The sequence below is a fragment of the Sphingomonas sp. MMS24-J45 genome (assembly GCF_044881195.1).
Taxonomy (GTDB): Bacteria; Pseudomonadota; Alphaproteobacteria; order Sphingomonadales; family Sphingomonadaceae; genus Sphingomonas.
The window spans coordinates 331,736-348,997 of the sequence record NZ_CP173255.1; the positions used below are offsets into that span (position 1 = coordinate 331,736).

Annotated in this window: 15 protein-coding genes, 1 tRNA gene and 1 pseudogene; 5 read left to right on the top strand and 12 right to left on the bottom strand. The window is 65.9% G+C overall.

Annotated elements, in window-relative coordinates:
* Nucleotides 1-95: 95 nt before the first annotated feature.
* Both AB5I39_RS01730 and AB5I39_RS01735 read left to right on the top strand, forming a co-directional pair.
* Nucleotides 96-872 carry an SIMPL domain-containing protein gene (locus tag AB5I39_RS01730; protein WP_404370326.1) on the top strand — a complete coding sequence of 259 codons (777 nt, stop codon included), beginning with the start codon at nt 96-98 and terminating at the stop codon, nt 870-872.
* Nucleotides 873-952: 80 nt separating this feature from the next.
* The gene (locus tag AB5I39_RS01735) at nt 953-1,846 is read left to right on the top strand and encodes a diacylglycerol/lipid kinase family protein (RefSeq protein WP_404370329.1); all 894 of its coding nucleotides are present in this window, start codon (nt 953-955) and stop codon (nt 1,844-1,846) included.
* Here the strand turns inward: AB5I39_RS01735 and AB5I39_RS01740 are convergent.
* From AB5I39_RS01740 to AB5I39_RS01770, 7 genes and pseudogenes are all read right to left on the bottom strand, one after another.
* Nucleotides 1,843-3,291, bottom strand: a complete 1,449-nt coding sequence (locus tag AB5I39_RS01740) for an MATE family efflux transporter (RefSeq protein ID WP_404370332.1) — start codon at nt 3,289-3,291, stop codon at nt 1,843-1,845. The genes AB5I39_RS01735 and AB5I39_RS01740 overlap by 4 nt on opposite strands.
* 135 nt (nt 3,292-3,426) lie before the next feature.
* Nucleotides 3,427-6,218: pseudogene (locus tag AB5I39_RS01745) on the bottom strand (valine--tRNA ligase).
* A gap of 186 nt (nt 6,219-6,404) precedes the next feature.
* Nucleotides 6,405-6,953, bottom strand: a complete 549-nt coding sequence (locus AB5I39_RS01750; protein ID WP_404370335.1) for a hypothetical protein — start codon at nt 6,951-6,953, stop codon at nt 6,405-6,407.
* A 93-nt stretch (nt 6,954-7,046) separates the two neighbouring features.
* Nucleotides 7,047-9,128, bottom strand: a complete 2,082-nt coding sequence (locus AB5I39_RS01755) for a prolyl oligopeptidase family serine peptidase (protein ID WP_404370338.1) — start codon at nt 9,126-9,128, stop codon at nt 7,047-7,049.
* A 43-nt stretch (nt 9,129-9,171) separates the two neighbouring features.
* On the bottom strand, nt 9,172-9,657 hold the full coding sequence (locus AB5I39_RS01760) for a DUF2497 domain-containing protein (protein ID WP_404370340.1): 486 nt from the start codon (nt 9,655-9,657) through the stop codon (nt 9,172-9,174).
* Between the two features lie 34 nt (nt 9,658-9,691).
* Nucleotides 9,692-11,206 carry a TolC family outer membrane protein gene (locus tag AB5I39_RS01765; RefSeq protein WP_404370342.1) on the bottom strand — a complete coding sequence of 505 codons (1,515 nt, stop codon included), beginning with the start codon at nt 11,204-11,206 and terminating at the stop codon, nt 9,692-9,694.
* Between the two features lie 20 nt (nt 11,207-11,226).
* Nucleotides 11,227-11,856 (bottom strand): protein-L-isoaspartate O-methyltransferase, encoded by a 630-nt coding sequence (locus AB5I39_RS01770; RefSeq protein ID WP_404370343.1) that lies wholly within the window; start codon nt 11,854-11,856, stop codon nt 11,227-11,229.
* A 219-nt stretch (nt 11,857-12,075) separates the two neighbouring features.
* Here AB5I39_RS01770 and AB5I39_RS01775 point away from each other — a divergent pair.
* Nucleotides 12,076-12,149: transfer RNA gene (locus tag AB5I39_RS01775), tRNA-Cys, on the top strand.
* A gap of 23 nt (nt 12,150-12,172) precedes the next feature.
* On the opposite strand, the gene AB5I39_RS01780 is transcribed toward AB5I39_RS01775, so the two are convergent.
* The gene (locus tag AB5I39_RS01780; RefSeq protein ID WP_404370346.1) at nt 12,173-12,598 is read right to left on the bottom strand and encodes a (deoxy)nucleoside triphosphate pyrophosphohydrolase; all 426 of its coding nucleotides are present in this window, start codon (nt 12,596-12,598) and stop codon (nt 12,173-12,175) included.
* A 57-nt stretch (nt 12,599-12,655) separates the two neighbouring features.
* Between AB5I39_RS01780 and AB5I39_RS01785 the strand changes: the two genes are divergently transcribed.
* Together AB5I39_RS01785 and AB5I39_RS01790 are read left to right on the top strand one after the other, a co-directional pair.
* Nucleotides 12,656-12,841, top strand: a complete 186-nt coding sequence (locus AB5I39_RS01785) for a Flp family type IVb pilin (protein ID WP_404370348.1) — start codon at nt 12,656-12,658, stop codon at nt 12,839-12,841.
* Between the two features lie 129 nt (nt 12,842-12,970).
* Complete coding sequence (locus tag AB5I39_RS01790) at nt 12,971-13,138, top strand: Flp family type IVb pilin (RefSeq protein WP_404370351.1); 168 nt, start codon at nt 12,971-12,973, stop codon at nt 13,136-13,138.
* A gap of 81 nt (nt 13,139-13,219) precedes the next feature.
* Here the strand turns inward: AB5I39_RS01790 and AB5I39_RS01795 are convergent, their stop codons facing one another.
* The 4 genes from AB5I39_RS01795 to AB5I39_RS01810 form a co-directional block, all read right to left on the bottom strand.
* Nucleotides 13,220-14,167 (bottom strand): acetyl-CoA carboxylase carboxyltransferase subunit alpha, encoded by a 948-nt coding sequence (locus tag AB5I39_RS01795; protein ID WP_404370353.1) that lies wholly within the window; start codon nt 14,165-14,167, stop codon nt 13,220-13,222.
* A 131-nt stretch (nt 14,168-14,298) separates the two neighbouring features.
* Nucleotides 14,299-15,234: a tyrosine-type recombinase/integrase gene (locus AB5I39_RS01800; RefSeq protein WP_404370355.1), complete on the bottom strand. Its 936-nt coding sequence runs from the start codon at nt 15,232-15,234 to the stop codon at nt 14,299-14,301.
* Nucleotides 15,231-17,087, bottom strand: coding sequence for a hypothetical protein (locus AB5I39_RS01805; RefSeq protein ID WP_404370357.1), 1,857 nt, complete (start codon nt 17,085-17,087; stop codon nt 15,231-15,233). The genes AB5I39_RS01800 and AB5I39_RS01805 overlap by 4 nt, the downstream gene beginning before the upstream one ends.
* Entirely contained in the window at nt 17,068-17,205 is a 138-nt protein-coding gene (locus tag AB5I39_RS01810; protein WP_176495695.1) for a hypothetical protein, read from the bottom strand. Before AB5I39_RS01810 ends, AB5I39_RS01805 begins: the two co-directional genes overlap by 20 nt.
* Nucleotides 17,206-17,262: the final 57 nt, after the last annotated feature.

Here is a 17,262-nt window from a genome sequence, read left to right on the forward strand (position 1 = left end):
GTAATAGTATAACATAAAATCAGGGGGATGCGATGTATCCGAAAGGTCTCTTCTTGCTGCTCGCGGTGATACCATCGCCTTTACTGGCGCAAACGATGGCCGATGGTCTGGCGCGGCCGAATACGATCCTCGTATCGGCAAGCGGCAAGGTGGAAACAGCGCCCGATATCGCGACGATGACGCTGAGCATCCGTGGCGAGGGCAAGACGCCCGATGCCGCTACCGCTGCACTCGCCGTCAAGCAAAAGGCGATCTTCGCGGGCCTGCGCGGACTGGACCCGAAGCTGGAGGTGCGGACCGGCGACATCGGCTTTCGCGAGGTGCGGGGCGGAAATTGCACCAATTTTGCCGATTCAGATGGCGCCATGAGTATGGCGCAAATGGCAGACGACCTGAGTGACGCCGCGACGATGGCGAGCACCGATGCGGCAAGCGGACCGTCCGACGCCAATACGAAAGGCCCATGCCGCGTGGTCGGCCATCGCGCCACGACGGAGACGAGTATCCGCATCGCATCGGTCAAAGACGCTGGCACCGCTGTCGGTCTTGCGGGCAGACTGGGTGCCACCAACGCGCACGTGGAAAATTTCGGATTGCGCGACGATACCGCCGCAGCACGCCGCGCGCTCGATCAAGCCATGGCAAATGCGCGGACCCAGGCGGCCGCGCTGGCGGCGGCGAGCGGGTCGAAGCTCGGCCCAGTGGTGTCGATCATGAACGGCGATGTTGGAGCACGTTCCAGGGTTATGGCGATGGAGAGTTATTCGATGATGATGCCTGCCGTCGCGGCACCCCCGATCGTCGTCGACATCACGCCAACCCCGGTCGAGACAAGCGCACAGCTCGTGGTGACGTTCGCGCTCTTGCCTTGATCTCTCGCGGTGGTGGATCGATTGGAACCGTGCGAGCGTTACGCCCGCGAAACCGTCTCCTTCCGAAAGCCTCACCACCGATGCGCGAGATCAAATCCGCTGCGATGATCGTCAACGCCAAGTCGCGCAAAGGGCAGGATCTGTTCGAGCAAGCCTGTGCCGCGATGCAGGGACTGCCCTTCCCGGTCGATGCCCATGCCGTGCGTGATCCCAAGGATCTGGAGGCGACGATGGATGCGGCGCTGGCAAAAAAGCCCGACCTGATGATCCTGGGCGGCGGCGATGGGACGGTGAGTGGGCTGGTCGACAAGCTCGTCTCGACCGATGTCGCGCTGGCGGTCCTGCCGCTCGGCACGGCGAACAGCTTTGCCCGCACGCTCGGCGTGCCGCTCGACATCGACGGCGCGATCGGCGTGATCGCGGGCGGGCATTTCAAGCGGATCGATCTCGGCATGATCGACGATGATTATTTCGCCAATGGCGCGGCGATCGGCATCGCGCCGCAAATCGCGCAGAGCATTCCGCATAATTTGAAAAAGTATCTCGGCCGCGCGGGTTATCTTGGCTGGGCAGCGTGGGAATTTCTCCACTTCAAGCCCTTCACGCTGATCGTAGGGGAAGGTCAGACCGAGCGCCGCATCGCCGCGGTCGAGGTGCGCATCTCGAACGGTCCCTATCATGGCGGCACCGAGGTGAACGATCAGGCGGCCGTCGACAATGGCGTCATCGTCGTTCAGGCGGTGACCGGCCATGTGAAGCGGCGGCTCGTCAAGAATTGGGCGGCATCGCTGCTGCGGCTCGATGCGCGGCATGAGACGACCGAGGAATTCATCGGCACCAGCTTGCGCATCCGCACCGAGCCGCCGCTGCCGATTTCGATCGACGGCGAGGTGCTCGCCACCACGCCCGTCACCGCGCGGGTAGCGGCGGGGATCATCGAGGTGATGGTCCCCGCGCCGACACTGGCCCCTTAACCCGTCGGGTGTAGCCGCCCGACTGGCTCGCCTTCAGCCGGGTGTTCTGGCGGAGCCTCCTGGGGCACCACCAGCCGTTGCGTCCGCCATCCGCCGTAGCGGTAATACCACGCCGCCATTGCCAGATTGGCGAGGGAGCCGAGCGGGAAGCTCCACCACAGCGAATCCGCGCCCAAACTCCCTTCGAACGCCAGCGCAAAGCCAAGCCGCACCGGAAAGAGCGAGACGATCAGCATCGTCAGCGGCCCCCACACCGCGCCATTTGCGCGGACGGTCGAAAACAGCACCATCGTCATGCCGAACACGATGAAGTTCCAACTCGCGAGCACCTGGATATGCCGCGCGATCGGAATTGCCGGGCTGTCGCCGCCCAGGAACACGCCCATCACCGGCCGATCGAACGCAATGACCGCGACCACCATCGTCGTTGTGAGCACCGCACTGAACAAAATGCCCGCGCGCGTGATGCGATCGACTCGGTCCCACAGCCCCGCGCCGATATTCTGCGCCGCCATGCTGCTGACCGCCGCGCCGACCGCGAGCGCGGGCATCTGGATATACCCCCACAATTGCATCGAAACGCCATACGCCGCACTGGTGTCGACGCCGTAGCGGTTGACGAGGCCCGTCATCATCAGCGCCGCAAGCGACACGACCAGCATCTGCGCGCCCATCGGCAAACCCTTGGCGATAATCGTCCGCGCCAGCGCAGCGCTGGGGATCAGCCAGCTGATCTCATGCCCGCGCAAACGGATCGGCAAATCTCGCGCGTAGATGTAGACGAGCAGCCCGAGCGCGGAGACGTGCGACGCGATCAGCGTGGCCGTCGCCGATCCGGCGATCCCAAGCTCGGGCATCCCGAACAGGCCGCGAATGAATACCGGGTTCAGCCCGCTGTCGAGAGCGACGCTCAGCACCGTGAACCACAAGGGCGTCACCGAATTGCCGACCCCGCGCAGCGCCATGCTGAGCAGCACCAGCAGCAGCGACGCCGGCAGCCCGAGGAAAATCACGCGCAGATAGGACAGTGCGAGCGGCGTCGCGGCCGACGGCGTCGCCAGCACGCGCAGGATATCGGGCGCGAAGATCCACCCCAGCGTCGCGATCACCACTGCACCGCTCATCACGATACCGATCGACCCGCCGAACGCCCGCCGCGCGGCCTCGACATCGCGCCGCCCCATCGATTGGCCGATCAGGATGGTGGAGGCCATGCCGAAGCCGAAAACGGCGGCGAACATCAGGAACATGATGGTGTTGGCGTTCGCGGTCGCCGCAACCGCGCCCTCGCCCAGAAAGCGCCCGACCCAGATCGTGTTGATCGACCCGTTGAGCGACTGGAGGATATTGGAGCCAAGCGTCGGCAACGCGAAGGCGAGCAGCGTCGTGCCGATCGGGCCGGTGGTGAGGTCGCGCTGGCCCGGGCGGGTGGGTCGAGATGCCATACCGTTGCTGTCCGTCCTCTGCCGTGCTTCGTCACCCCGGCCTCGTGCCGGGGTCCACCTCGCCGCACTCCATAGCGGCGTTGCGCTCGTGCGAGGGTGGCCCCCCCGCACGAGGCCGGGGTGACGGCGTTTTGTCTAACCCAACCGCGCCAGCGCCGCGCTCAGCCGCTCGGCCTCAGCGGCCTTGTCGGCGTGGTCGGCGCGTGCCTTTTCCACCGCTTCCGGCTTTGCGCGCTCAACGAAGCTCGGATTGCCGAGCCGCCCGGCAAGCGCATCCCGCTCCTTCGCCGCCGCCTCGATGCCCTTGGTCAGGCGTGCGCGTTCTGCGGCGATGTCGATCACGCCTTCCAGCGGGAGCACGAAGGTCGTCTCATCGACCACCACCTGCAACGCACCGCCGACCGGCGCAGCGCCCGGCGCAAGATCGATCCGCGCGAGCCGCGCAATCGCCGCGGTCTGCCGCTCGATCCGCGCCACGGTCTCGGCCGACGCCTCCAGCACATGCGCGGCCATGCGCACCCCCGGCGCGATGCCAAGCTCGTTGCGCGCCGCGCGCACGTCGCTCACCAGCCGGATCAGCCAATCGATTTCCTTGCTCGCCGCCGGATCGATCGACTGCGCATCCGCCATCGGCCACTTCGCGACGATCAGATCGTAATCGCGCGCGCCCATCTTGGACCACAATTCCTCGGTGATGAACGGCATGAAAGGGTGCAGCAGCACGAGAATCTGATCGATCACCCAGCCGGCGACTGCCTTGCTCTCCGCATCGATCGTGCCCTTTTCCTCGCCGACCGAGACCGGCTTGATCAGCTCCAGATACCAGTCGCAGAAGCGGCTCCACACGAACTGATACACCGCGTTCGCCGCGCCATCGAAGCGGAGGTCGGCCAGCGCCAGATCAACCGCCTGCACGCACGCGATCGTCTCGGCGATGATCCACTTGTTCACCGCGAGCGTAGCGTCCGGCGCAATCGCCGATTGGCTCGCGCCGATGCCGTTCGACTGCGCGAAGCGGCACGCGTTCCACAGCTTGGTCGCGAAGTTGCGATAGCCCTCGACGCGGCGCTCATCCATCTTGATGTCGCGGCCCTGGCTCTCCATCGCCGCCATGAAGAAGCGCAAAGCGTCCGCGCCGTATTTGTCGATCAGCCCGAGCGGATTGACGACATTGCCCTTGGACTTGGACATCTTCGCCCCATCCGCCGCGCGGACGAGGCCGTGCAGGTAGAGCTTCCGGAAGGGCACATCCTTCATGAAGTGGATGCCCTGCATCATCATCCGCGCATCCCAGAAGAACAGGATGTCGAAGCCGGAGATGAGCACGTCGTTCGGGTAGCGGCCGCCCAAGTCTCCCTCTCCCCTTCAGGGGAGAGGGTCGGGGAGAGGGGCTGTGCTGGATTGGCGAGCGCTAAGCCTGTTGCAGCGTCCCCCTCACCCCGACCCTCTCCCCGCGAGCGGGGAGAGGGAGAAGCGTCCGGCCATCCCATCGTCGCGAAGGGCCAAAGTGCGGAGGAGAACCAGGTGTCCAGCACGTCGGAATCCTGCGTCAACGCCACCCCGGCGCCCGCCTGCGCTTGGGCTTCTTCCTCGCTCAGCGCGACATAAATCGATCCGTCCTCGGCGAACCAAGCCGGGATCCGGTGCCCCCACCACAGCTGGCGCGAGACGCACCAGGGCTGGATATTCTCCATCCAGTTGAAGAAGGTCTTCTCCCACGCCTTCGGCACGATCTCGATTGCGCCGCTGCGCACCGCTTCGATCGCAGGCTTGGCCAGCGTCGCGGCATCGACATACCATTGGTCGGTCAGCCACGGCTCGATCACCACGCCCGAGCGATCGCCGTACGGCGTCTGGATCGTGCGCGGTTCGGCGTCGTGTTCCACGCCGCCCTTGTCGATATGCGGGATCAGGAAGCCTTCGGCCTTCAACTGCGCGACCACTGCCTTGCGTGCGTCCGCGGTCGTCAGCCCCAAGTAGGACTCGGGGATCAACCCGTCGGCGACCTGCACGACCTGCGCCTTGGCATCGAGCATGTTGAGCATCGCGCCCGCCGCGATGCCGGCGCGCTTGCCCACCTCGAAGTCGTTGAAATCATGCCCCGGCGTGATCTTCACCGCGCCCGAGCCAAGCTCCGGATCGGCATGGTCGTCGGTGATGATCGGGATTAGCCGCCCAGTGATCGGCAGCTTCACATGCTTGCCGACGAGGTGCGTGTAGCGCTCATCCGACGCATTCACCGCGACCGCCATATCGGCGAGCATCGTCTCGGGCCGCGTCGTCGCAACTTCGATAAAGCCCGAACCATCGGCCAGCGGATAGCGCAGATGCCAGAAGCTGCCCTTGATCTCGCGCGTTTCGACCTCGAGATCGCTGATCGCGGTGCCGAGGCCAGGGTCCCAGTTCACCAGCCTTTTGTCGCGGTAGATCAGGCCTTCCTTGTGCAGGTCGACGAACACCTTGAGCACGGCCTTCGAAAAGCCCTCGTCCATCGTGAAGCGTTCGTTCGCCCAATCCATCGAGCAGCCGAGGCGGCGGAGCTGCTGGGTGATTTCCCCGCCGCTCTCTTCCTTCCATTCCCAAACCTTGGCGACAAAGTCTTCCCGGCTGAAGTCGGTGCGCTTTTGCTGGCGCTCCGCCATTTGCCGCTCGACCACCATTTGCGTGGCGATGCCGGCATGGTCGGTGCCGACCACCCACAAGGCATCCTTGCCTTGCAAGCGCGCATGGCGGACGAGAATGTCCTGCAAGGTGTTGTCGAGCGCGTGGCCGATGTGGAGCGAGCCGGTCACGTTGGGCGGCGGGTTGACGATCGTCCACGGCTCGGCACCGGGGCGCTCGGGATGGAACAGCCCTTCCGTCTCCCAATGCGCGTACCAGCGCTGTTCGATTTCGGCAGGGTCGAAGGTTTTTGGAAGCTGGCTCATGGCGTCAGGCTTTAGCCGCGACGCCACAAAAGAAAAGGGCGGCCCTAGAGAACCGCCCTTTCATAGCGCTGGAAATGTCCCCCCTCCCGTTCGGGCTGAGCTTGTCGAAGCCTTGCCCTCCCTATTTGCTGGAGAGGTGCCCTTCGACAGGCTCAGGGCGAACGGGGTTGAGGGTTAGCCCGTCAGTTACACCGCGTCGTGCGGCACCGTCTTTGGGGCCTCGACGGCCTTGGCGGGCTTGGGGGCTGCCTGAAGCTGCCCCGCCTTGCTGCAATCGCCGGTTGTCTGGGACACGACCTTGGGCTCCGCATTGCCATAAGACGTCATCTGATAGCTTTGCGTGCAGCCGCCATTGCTCGAACTGTACGAGGTGAACGAATAGCTCGTCCCCGCGGGCAACGATTTGAGCGCCACCTTGTCGATCTTGCCATTCGCCGGGGCAGCCGCCTGAAGCGCGCGGGCTTGCTGCATCATGGTGGCGGCCTGGCGATCCATCTCGGCAAACACCTGGTCGAAATCGGCGAAGGGCGAATCGAATAGCGCCACCGGGATCGTCCGCTCGACCGGCACGATCTGGATCTTCGGCGCGACATCGCCCTTGTACAGCACGTGCGCGACCGACCCGTCGGGCAGCGCCACCTTCATCGTGTGGAGCGACGAGTCGGCGGCATAGGCCGTCCCGGCAAACGCACAGGCCGCCGCTCCCGCCAGCGCGACTTTGGACATCAAACGCATGACATTGCCTCCTCTTCTGGCAGTGAAAGACGTGGCAAATGTGACTCCGCGAAGCTGAACGGCAGATGAAAAATCCGCCGTCCGCCTGGCCGGTCAGCCGCCGCGTTTGCCGTTTCCGGGAGGAGCCGTTTGGTCGGTGCGATTAGCCGTGTAGGTGTCGAGCCAACCCAGCACCTCGCGGTACCACTGACGGCTTTCCTTGGGCTTGGTCACCCAATGGCTGCCGCCCGGGAAAACCACCAGCCGCGACGGAATATCGCGCCGTTGCAGCGCGGTGAAGGCGGCGATGCCCTGGGTATAGGGAATGCGGTAATCGCCCTCGCTGGTGATGACGAGCTGCGGCGTCTTCCACGCCGTCACGTAATTGACCGGGTTCCATTTCTCGAACGCGGCGGGGTCCTCGAAATAGGCCTTGCCGCCATGTTCCCATTCGTCGAACCACAGTTCCTCGGTTTCATACGCCATCGCGCGCGCATCGAATACGCCGTCATGCTGGACGATGCACTTGAACCGATCGGGCCAGCGCCCCTCGATCCAGTTCATCATGTACCCACCGTACGATGCGCCGAGCGCGCAGGCATTGTCCTTGTCGAGCCAGGCGAATTTCGTCGTAGCCGCATCCAGACCCTTCTGCAGGTCCTCGAGCGGCCAGCCGCCCCAATTGTTGCGGATCGCATCGGTAAAGCCCTGACCGTAGCCGGTGGACCCGTGGAAATCGACCGCGACAAGCCCGTACCCTGCGCCCGCGAATACCGCCGGGTTCCAGCGGTAGGACCAGCTATTATTGCTCGATCCCTGCGGGCCGCCGTGGACCATATAAGCGATCGGCACCTTGCCGGTCGCGCCTGCGGGCTTCACCGCATAGCCCCAGACCGTGTCGTTGTTCGCGCCCTTGAAGTTGAAGCGCGTGACGGTGGGCATGTCGATGCCCGCCAGCTTCGCCGCATTGACCGAGGTCAGCCGGGCGGTCTTCTTGCCCGAAAGCAGGTAGAAATCGTCCGGCGCGGTCAGCGAGTTCATCGCGAACACCAGGCCCTTGGCAGTCGGGACGACGGCGGTGACATTGCCCTCCCCGGTCAGTCGCGTGACCTTGCCGGTGGTGGGCGAGACCGACCAGATCGGATTCTCCTGCGTGTCCTCGGCCGTCACGAAGATCGTCTTCGAATCGGGCGCCCAGGCGATCGATCCGACCGAACGGTCCCAGCTTTCGGTCAGCGCGGTCACCTTGCCGCTGGCGAGATCGCGCAGCATCAGCACTTGCCGATCGGCTTCGTAGCCCGGCCGCTTCATCGCGAACCACGCGAGATACTTGCCATCGGGCGAGGCGGTCGGAAGGTTGTCCATCCCGTCGTTCGCATCGGTCAGATTGACCGGCGCGGCCGAGCCGTCGGCGGGCGCGGCAAAGATATCGAGGTTGGTCGACAGCGGCTCGATCCGACCCGCCTCGCGCAGCGCGAAGAACACGGTCTTGCCGTCCGCGCTCCATGACACTTCCTCGCCGCCACCAAAGGGCTTGGAGGGCGCATCGCCAACCAGTTTCCCGCCGATCGCGACGCCGTTGCCCGGCGCACCAGCCGGCGTCAGCGGGAGCACGAACAGTTGCGACCGCGTCCCGTCCGACCAGCTCGCCCAATGCCGTACGAACATCTGGTCATAGACGCGGCCATTTCCGGCGTTCGCATCCTTCTTGACCATTGCCGGTTCGAGACTTGGCGCACCGGGCAAGCGATCGGCCCAGATCAACAACTTGTCGTCCTGTGGCGAGACCTTGAAGCCGCCCATCCCGCCCTTGAACTGCGTCAGCCGGACCGGCGTTCCGCCGGCGATACCGACCGACCAAACCGCATCATCGCCATCCTTGTCCGACTGGAAATAAACCGTCTTGCCGTCATGCGAAAATTGCGGCGCGGTTTCATTCACCTCCGCCTCGGCGATCAGCTTCTCGGGCGCGGCGCCCTTCTTGGTAAGATCGAGCCGCCACAAATCGAATCGCCCGCCGTCGATCGCCAGATCGGTTTCGCGCTGCTGCCACACCAGCCAACGCCCATCCGGCGAGACGGCGGGCGACGACACGCGCGACAGCGCCGAGACGTCGTCGATGGTGAGTTGGCGGGCGGCAGCGGGCGCTGCGACGAGAGCGGCCGTCAGGGCGGTCGCGGCAAGAAGTCTGTTCATGGCGGCAGGTTACAGCAGAACCCCGCCCTGCCTGCAACCGCGCTTACTTGCTGGTGATGCGTTCGATTTCGCGCGCAACCATCGCCTCGACCATCGCGGGCAAATGCGCATCGAGCCAGTCGCGCAGCATCGGCCGCAACATCTCGCGCACCATGCCCTCCAGCGTATCCGAACCCGCGATATCGGGTTTGACGATCATCCGGGAAAGCGCGTCGAGCGGTCCACGGGTTGCCTCGGCGGTGCGCTCGGACAGGATCGATTCGACCGGAGCAGGCTGTGGCGTCTGGGGGGCAGCGGCAGCGACCGCCGCCTGGACCGGGGGTGCCGCGGGTTCCGGTTCTGGCTCCGGCGCCGGCTCGCTCAGTTCCAGGATTTCCTCGTGACCGAACGGTGCCGGATCGGAGCGCGACGGCAGCGGGCGCGCAGGCCGCTTGACGCGCCCTGGGCCCGAGTCGTTCTCCTCGGCGATGATGCGCTTTATCGACGAAAGAATGTCTTCCATCGACGGTTCAGCGCTCAAATCCCCCATCGGTCACATCCTCGCGAAGACCACATGCCGCCGGTCAGCGGTTCGGTGCGCCCTCACCTGCGGTAATCGGCGCACTCCTGTCAACGCCCCCGTCGAGAATCGGGTCGAGCGGCCGGGTCACTTGCGCGCCTTGCGGACGCGTTCCGTTGGTCCGCGTGCTGGTAACGGGGACCGCCGGTGCCGGCGCGAAATCCCAAATATTATTGCGCACGCGCTTGGCATTAACGCTCGGGTCGTACAGCGGACCGGCCTCAAGCCCCAAATCCTTCGCTTCCGCCTGGCCCATCGCGGCGAGCAGCGCGAAGCCAGCGACATAGGCGTCGCGGCGTGCCGTGACCAAGGTCACCTGCGAGTTCAGCAATTCCTGCTCGGCGTTCAGAATGTCGAGGATCGTACGGTTCCCCACGCTATTCTCGGCGCGAACGCCTTCCAGCGAGAGCTTGTTGGCATTCACCGCGACCTCGCTCGATGCGATCACCTGCAGCGAGGATTGCCACACCGCATAGGCCGAACGCGCCTGGGCGATCACCTGACGCTCGGCCTCGGTCACTTGCTCGAGCGCCTGGGCGCGGCGCTCCTGCGCCTGGCGAATCCGCGCCGCCGGGGCGCCGCCCTGATACAGCGGCAAGGTGAAGCGCAGACCGAGCTGCGCCGCCCGGTCATATTGCGGCGGTACGTTGGTCGCGCTGAAGCTGCCGAGCGAGCCGAAATAGTTGGTGTAACTGCCCCCGGCGACGGCATCGACGCGGGGCAAGCGGGCTGCGCGCGCGACCTTGACGTCATATTTGCTCGCCTCGCCATTCTTCTGCGCGGCCAAGAGATTCGGATTGTCCGCCAGGGCGATGCTGACCGCGGTATCGGGATCGCTCGGCAAATTGGGCAAGGGCGGCGGGTTTTCGAGCACCCCGGGCGCCGACCCGACGAGCCGGATGTAGCTTTCCCGGCTGCTGATCAGGCGCGCCTCGGCCGTCTGCAACTGCCCGCGCGCGATGGCCGAGCGCGCATCGGATTGCGCCACATCGGTGCGGGTCAGATCGCCGACCTGAAACCGGTCGCGCGATGCCCGCAGATTCACTTCGAGCACGCGCACGTTCTGGCGGTTGAGCGCGACAATCGCCTCGTCGCGTATTACGTCCATATACGCGCCGACGACGGCCGAAAAGAGATCGGCCTCGGTCCCGCGCAGCGCGGCCTGCCCGCCCTGGACGCGGATATCGGCAGCAGCAATCCCGTTCTTCGTCGCGCCACCGGCGTAGAGCGAATAGGTTAGGTTCGCTTGTGTCTGCGACGTGCGCGCCGGCGCGGTGAAGGCGGTCACCGGGAGCACGACCGCCTCGGTATAGCTGCTCTGCAACTGTACGCCAGGCAACGCGCTGGACCGCGCGATCGGCACATTCTCGTCGATCGCACGGACGTTGGCCCGCTGGGCCGCCAGCGTCGGATTGGTCTTGTAAGCCTCGAGCAGCGCCTCGCGCAGCGTCTCGGCAGAAAGCGGCGCCGCGCTCAGCGCCAGCAGCGCCGTTCCAGTCAGGAAAGGAAGAGATCGCATCGCTCGCAGCTCTTTTCTTATCAGAAGGTGAAAGTGCGCGGCCGCGCGAAACCGGGGAGCGCCACGCAATCGATGTCCGCGAAATCGAGCAAGCCGAAGCCGCCCGCAGAACGCCGCCCGGCGCTCAACCGCGTCACGCCGCGATCGAGGATTCCCGCCACCACGCGCCCGCCGATCTTCACCTGCTCGATCAACGCCTCAGGAATCTCCTCCACCGCGCCGTCGATCACGATCACGTCGTACGGCGCGCCAGCGGCATGACCGGCTTCGAGCGGTCCTTCGACCAGCGTGACCGTCGCGTTCCCGGCAAGCGCCGTGCGCGCAAGTGCCGCCAGCGCCGCGTCACTTTCGACCGCGACGACCTCGGCCACCAGTTCGGCGAGCACCGCCGCGGTATAACCACCCGCCGCCCCGATCAGCAGCGCGCGGTCGTCCGCACGGAGCTCGGCCTGCGTCAACAACCGCCCGGTCGCGATCGGCACATTCTGCGCGCGACCATGCGACAAGGGGACCGCGGTATCGCGGTACGCGAGTTCCGCCTGCTCCGCTGGCAGGAATGCCTCGCGCGCCACGGTATCCATCGCTGCGACGACCCGTGCGTCGCTCACCGCATTGGTGCGGAGCTGGCTCGCCACCATTGCGTGACGCATTGCCGCAGAACCCGATTCGCGCATGTTGAGTTTCATTGTGCTACCTTCATCGCCCACCCGGTTTCGCACAACTGCCTTACGTATGCAATACACCGGATCACGGCGACCGCTTCTATCGCGCCGTAACGCGTTCGCCAAGCGAGCGATCTCGGCATTTTTCAATCCCCGGTTGACAGCGCGCCCCGTCGCTTGCATCTGCCGCGCCTCGCACAGCATCGAGGCCCGATGGCGGAGTGGTGACGTAGAGGACTGCAAATCCTCGCACCCGGGTTCGATTCCCGGTCGGGCCTCCAGCGTGTGCGAATACGCAGCGCGCTCATGACGCGGTTAACGCTGCCTGCAGCACATCGATGAAGGGTAGATCGGCCGGCGGCATCGCCAGATCACGCAGTTCGCTCGGCGCGTGCCATGCGAGTGCAGTCGCATCCAGCGCCTGCGGCTCCCCCGACCATTCACGGCACAGATACAGCAGGAGCAGCAAATGCCGGTCGGCAAGCGGTTCGCTGGCAAAGGTGAGCGGGCGGAGCGCCTCGGGCTCGATCGAAACGCCCAATTCCTCGGTCACCTCACGCACCAGCGCTGCCTCCGGCGTCTCGCCCGCCTCGACCTTGCCGCCGGGGAATTCCCACAAGCCACCCATCTGCTTGTCCCGCGGCCTTTGCTGCACCAACACCCGCCCCGCCCCGTCGACCAAGGCGACCGCAACCACGAACAGGCTCGATCGGATGACGGTTTTAGACATTCCTTAACCCTCCTCCTTTAGGCGTAATGGCCTTTGCACACTGCGGGCGGAACCCGAATGATCGTTGGACCCTTCAAGCGCGTTCTGAAAGACAAACGCGGCGGCACCGCGATCGAATATGGCCTGATCGCCGCGCTGGTGGTGATCACCATGATCGCTGCGTTCATGGAGGTCGCCAACACCACGACCGGCATGTGGGGCAACGTCAACAACAAGATGGCGAACGCGCGCGCGGCGACCTGAAAGCCGCCTGCCCCAAAAAAGTTCCAAGGCGCTTAAACCTTTCTCAACTCTCCGCACCTACACCAGCATCTGTTGGCCCGGTCTACCGGTCCGACCGGGAACTGAAGCAACCACCACTGGAGACCGGACATGAAGTCGATCCGCAATTTCATCAAAAATTCGAAGGGCGCGACCGCCATCGAATATGGCCTGATCGCAGCACTCATCGCCGTTGCCGCGATTGCCGCGATGCAGGGCCTGGGCAACCAGCTGAAGACCACGTTCACGAACGTGTCGTCGAACATGAAGGCTACGTAAGCTTCTTACGATACCCCTCTAAAAATCGGGCGGCGGACCTTTCGGTTCGCCGCCCTTTTTTGTGAGATTGGCCGGGGACGCTTACAGCCGCCCCATCGCCAGGAATTTCTCGCGCCGCCCGCGCCGTAACTGCACCGGGTCCTGGCCGTCGAGTCGCGACAGCGCCTCCGCGATCGCATCGCCAAGCGCGCGGATCGCAGCGGTCGGCTCGCGTTGTGCCCCGCCGAGCGGCTCGGGCACGATCGTGTCGATCACGCCGAGGCTCTTGAGATCCTGCGCGGTGACCCTCATCGCTTCGGCCGCATCGGCGGCCTTGTCGGCGGTGCGCCACAGGATCGAGGCGCAGCCCTCCGGCGAGATCACCGAATACACGGCGTGTTCGAACATCAGCACCGCATTGCCCGCCGCCAGCGCGATCGCGCCGCCGGACCCGCCCTCGCCGACGATCGCCGCGACCAGCGGGACGCCGAGCGAAAGGCAGGTTTCGGTCGAGCGCGCAATCGCCTCAGCCTGACCGCGCTCCTCGGCCTGCACGCCGGGAAAGGCACCCGAAGTGTCGACCAGCGTCACCACCGGCAGCCCGAAACGCTCGGCCAGCTGCATCAAACGGATCGCCTTGCGATAGCCCTCGGGCTTGCCCATACCGAAATTGTGGCGCAGCCGGCTCGCGGTATCGTCACCCTTCTCATGCCCGATCACGACCACGCGCCGCCCGCGAAAGGTCGCGAACCCGCCCAGGATCGCCTGATCATCGCCAAATGCGCGGTCGCCGGCCAGCAGCATGAAATCGTCGAACAACCCGGCGACATAGTTTTTGAAGTGCGGCCGCTCGCCGTGGCGCGCCACTTGCGTCTTCTGCCACGGGGTCAGCCGCGCATAGGTATCGCGCAGCAATTTGTCGGATTTCGCCTGCAACCGCGAAACCTCGGGGGCGAGATCGACCGATCCCTCGGCGGCGGTTTCGCGCAGTTCATCGATCCTGCCTTGCAGCTCGGCGATCGGTTTTTCAAAGTCGAGAAAGCTTGCCATTATGCGTCGCACAGCCCTGTTCCCGTTCGTGCTGAGCTTGTCGAAGCACTGCCCTCCTCGAATCGAGACGATCGCAAGCGGACAACGACCCTTCGACGGGGCTCAGGGCGAACGGATGTGAGCGCGGCGCTCTATGCTCCGCGCTTCTTCGCGTCAACGCGTGCCGTGGCTTCGGCCAACGGATGACGGGCATTGACCAGTTCGACCAGTCGGCTCGCATCGACATGCGTGTAGATTTCGGTCGTTGCGATATCGGCATGGCCCAGCATCGCCTGCAACGCGCGCAAATCCGCGCCGCCAGCCAGCAAATGCGTGGCGAAGGCATGGCGCAGCACGTGCGGACTGACGCGTTCAGGCGGGATTCCCGCCTCGGCCGCAAGCCCCTTGAGCAATTGATAGAGCCGAATCCGGCTGAGATGCGTCTTGCCGGAGGGAAACAGCCACGGGTTATCCGCCGGCACCTCCGCGCGCCACAGCGCCACCGCCGCCCGCGCCCGGTCCGACAGCGGTACCAGTCGCTCGGTTCCGCCCTTGCCGCGCAGGATCAGATAGGGGCGGTCAGGCGCAATCGCGCGGAGCGGCAACGACACAAGCTCGGTCGCGCGCAACCCCGATCCGTAGAGCAATTCGACCAGCGCCGACAGCCGCAGATCGTTGGGATCGGGCGGGTCCCGGGCGATTCGCGCGTCGATCGCAACAAACAGCCGGTCCATGTCGGCGTGATCGAGCACCTTGGGCAAAGCGCGCGATGCGCCCGGCCTCGGCAGCGCCGCGCCCGGATCGTCCCCCCGCAGCCCTTCATCGGCCAGAAACGCGAAAAAGCGCCGCAGCGCCGCGGATTTGCGAGCAACGCTCGACTTCGACAGCGCCAGCCACTCCGCACTCAACCGCGTCAGATCATCCCCCCCAGCGCTGCTCAGCCGCCCATGAAGGAAGTCCGAGGCGAGCGCGAGATCGCTGCGATACGCGTTGATCGTGTTCTTCGCCGCCCCGGCTTCCGCCGCCATCATCTCCAGGAAACGGTCGATCAACGCGCGATCCTCGCTCGCGGGCGCAACCTCGCTCAACGGTCGAGCGACATCCGGCTGATCGCCTCGACCGCGACCATCCGCGCCTCGCCCGGCATCCCGACGGCGCGCAAGGCCGTGCAAACGTGGTACACGGTCTCGGGCGATACGCCGCGCCAGCGTTGGGTCTGCATTCCGATCGCGGCGAGCAGTACGACCGTCCCCGGCTCCTGATCCCGCGCCGCCTGCTTGATCGCCCGAACCCAACTGTCCTCGTAGCCAACACGCACGCCGAGCGACCGCGCCTCGCTTTCGATGTCGGCCGCGCTCATCCGCCCGGTCCCCGCCGCGCCGGCAAAGAACAGGCGCAGCTTGCGGCCCTCCGGGTCGTTCGTACCCGAATAGGCCCCGATCTCGCCAGCGCTCAGCGCCGGTGCCACCGGATCGACCAGCGTCAGCATCGCCCAGGCATCGCTGCCGCGCGCGGCCGCATCGCGCCAGCGCAACGCGCGGGGATCAAAGCCGACGCTGAGCATCGACGCGACCAGCCGATCGACATCCGGGTCCTTCAGCGTCGTCGGAATGCGCGCCGCCGCCCCCGCGGTCAGCACCAGCCGGCCGTAGCGCGCCTCATAGCCCTTGGGCTCGTCCCACAGCCGCTTCAGCGCATCCGCGCGCGCGGACGCGTCGGCTCCTTCATAGGCGGCGCGCAGATCGCGGGCGATGCCGATCTCGGCCAGCGATTGATCGTCTTCGCCCTCGATCGCACTGTAAAGATCGACCAGCGCCGCGCCCGACAGGATGCCACGCGCCGCCGCCAGCTCCGCGACGCGCGCCCGCACATGCGGCTCGAGCGCAGGGGACAGCGCCCGCCACCCCTGCACCGCTGGTGTCGTCGTCGCCAGCAACGCATCCGGAATCTCAACGCCGGTCGCCGTGGCGAGGCCATAGCGCCACGCGGTCAATTGGCTGACGTTATCCCACTCGATCGTGACCGCCTGACGACCGCCCTGCCCGGTGCCGGCAACCTTCTGCGCCAGCAGCAGATCGACCCCACCGGCCAGGCCAGAGCGGCGCGCCGCGCTGATCATCGGCTGCGCGCGCGCGCCCATGCCGGACAGGCCGGTGCACATCGCCTGCGCCAACACCCAGCCGCGTTCGCGCTTCAGTGCAGCACCCGCCTCGACCATCGGGCACAAGGCCGCCGGGTCGCCCGTCGCAAGCGCCGCCTGCATCGCCGCCTCGAACAGCTTGGGCGTGTAATCCTCGCTGTCGACCGCTTGCGCCATCGCGCGCGCCGCGACCGATTCGCCCATCCGCGTCAGCAACCATGACCGCTCGGCCGCGAAATCCGCCCCGTTCACACTGCGCGGCGTATCGACCCGCGCCAGCAGCGCGCGACGCAGCGCGATTGAAACCCAACGCGAGGCGATCGGCGCGCGCAGGCGCTGCATCAAGATTTCGAGATAGCGCCCGTCGGCGCGCCCAAAGGCACGCGGCCCCATCGCGCCTTCGGCAGGCCCGGCAGCACCCACCCGGTCGAGCGATCGGCGGGCATAATCGGGCATGTCGGCGCGCACGAAGGCGGCGAAATCGGTCGGCGCGGGTGGCGTCGCCACGGCGGTCGGCGTTGCGTCCGGCGTCGGCGCGGTGAGCGGTGCCTCGATCGCGCCGGGGAGCGTCGCGGCAGGCGCTTGCGGCGCGGCGACGGTCGGCTGCGCCACCGGGGCTGGCGTCGTCGGGCGTGGACGCGGGGCCTGCGTCGGCGCTGGCGTCGGCTCGCCAAAGCCCGGCGGCAGAATCGATTCGGGCCGGTCCTGCCCCATTGCCGGACCCAGCGCCGGAATCGCCAGGCCCGCCGCCGCGATCAGCGGCAGCGCGGCGAACGCGATGTTATTTCTGGAGATTCGCAACCGGCACGGCCTTTTCGACATGCTTCAGTGGCTTTTCGCGGGCAATCGAAGACAGCCCGAACAGAACGCCCGCCAGCACGACGACCACGACAAGGACCAGCACGAGCAATCGGGACATAAGCGAGGGACCTGTTACAAAACAATATGGGGCAACGCCCGCACAGGCCTTTTGCCC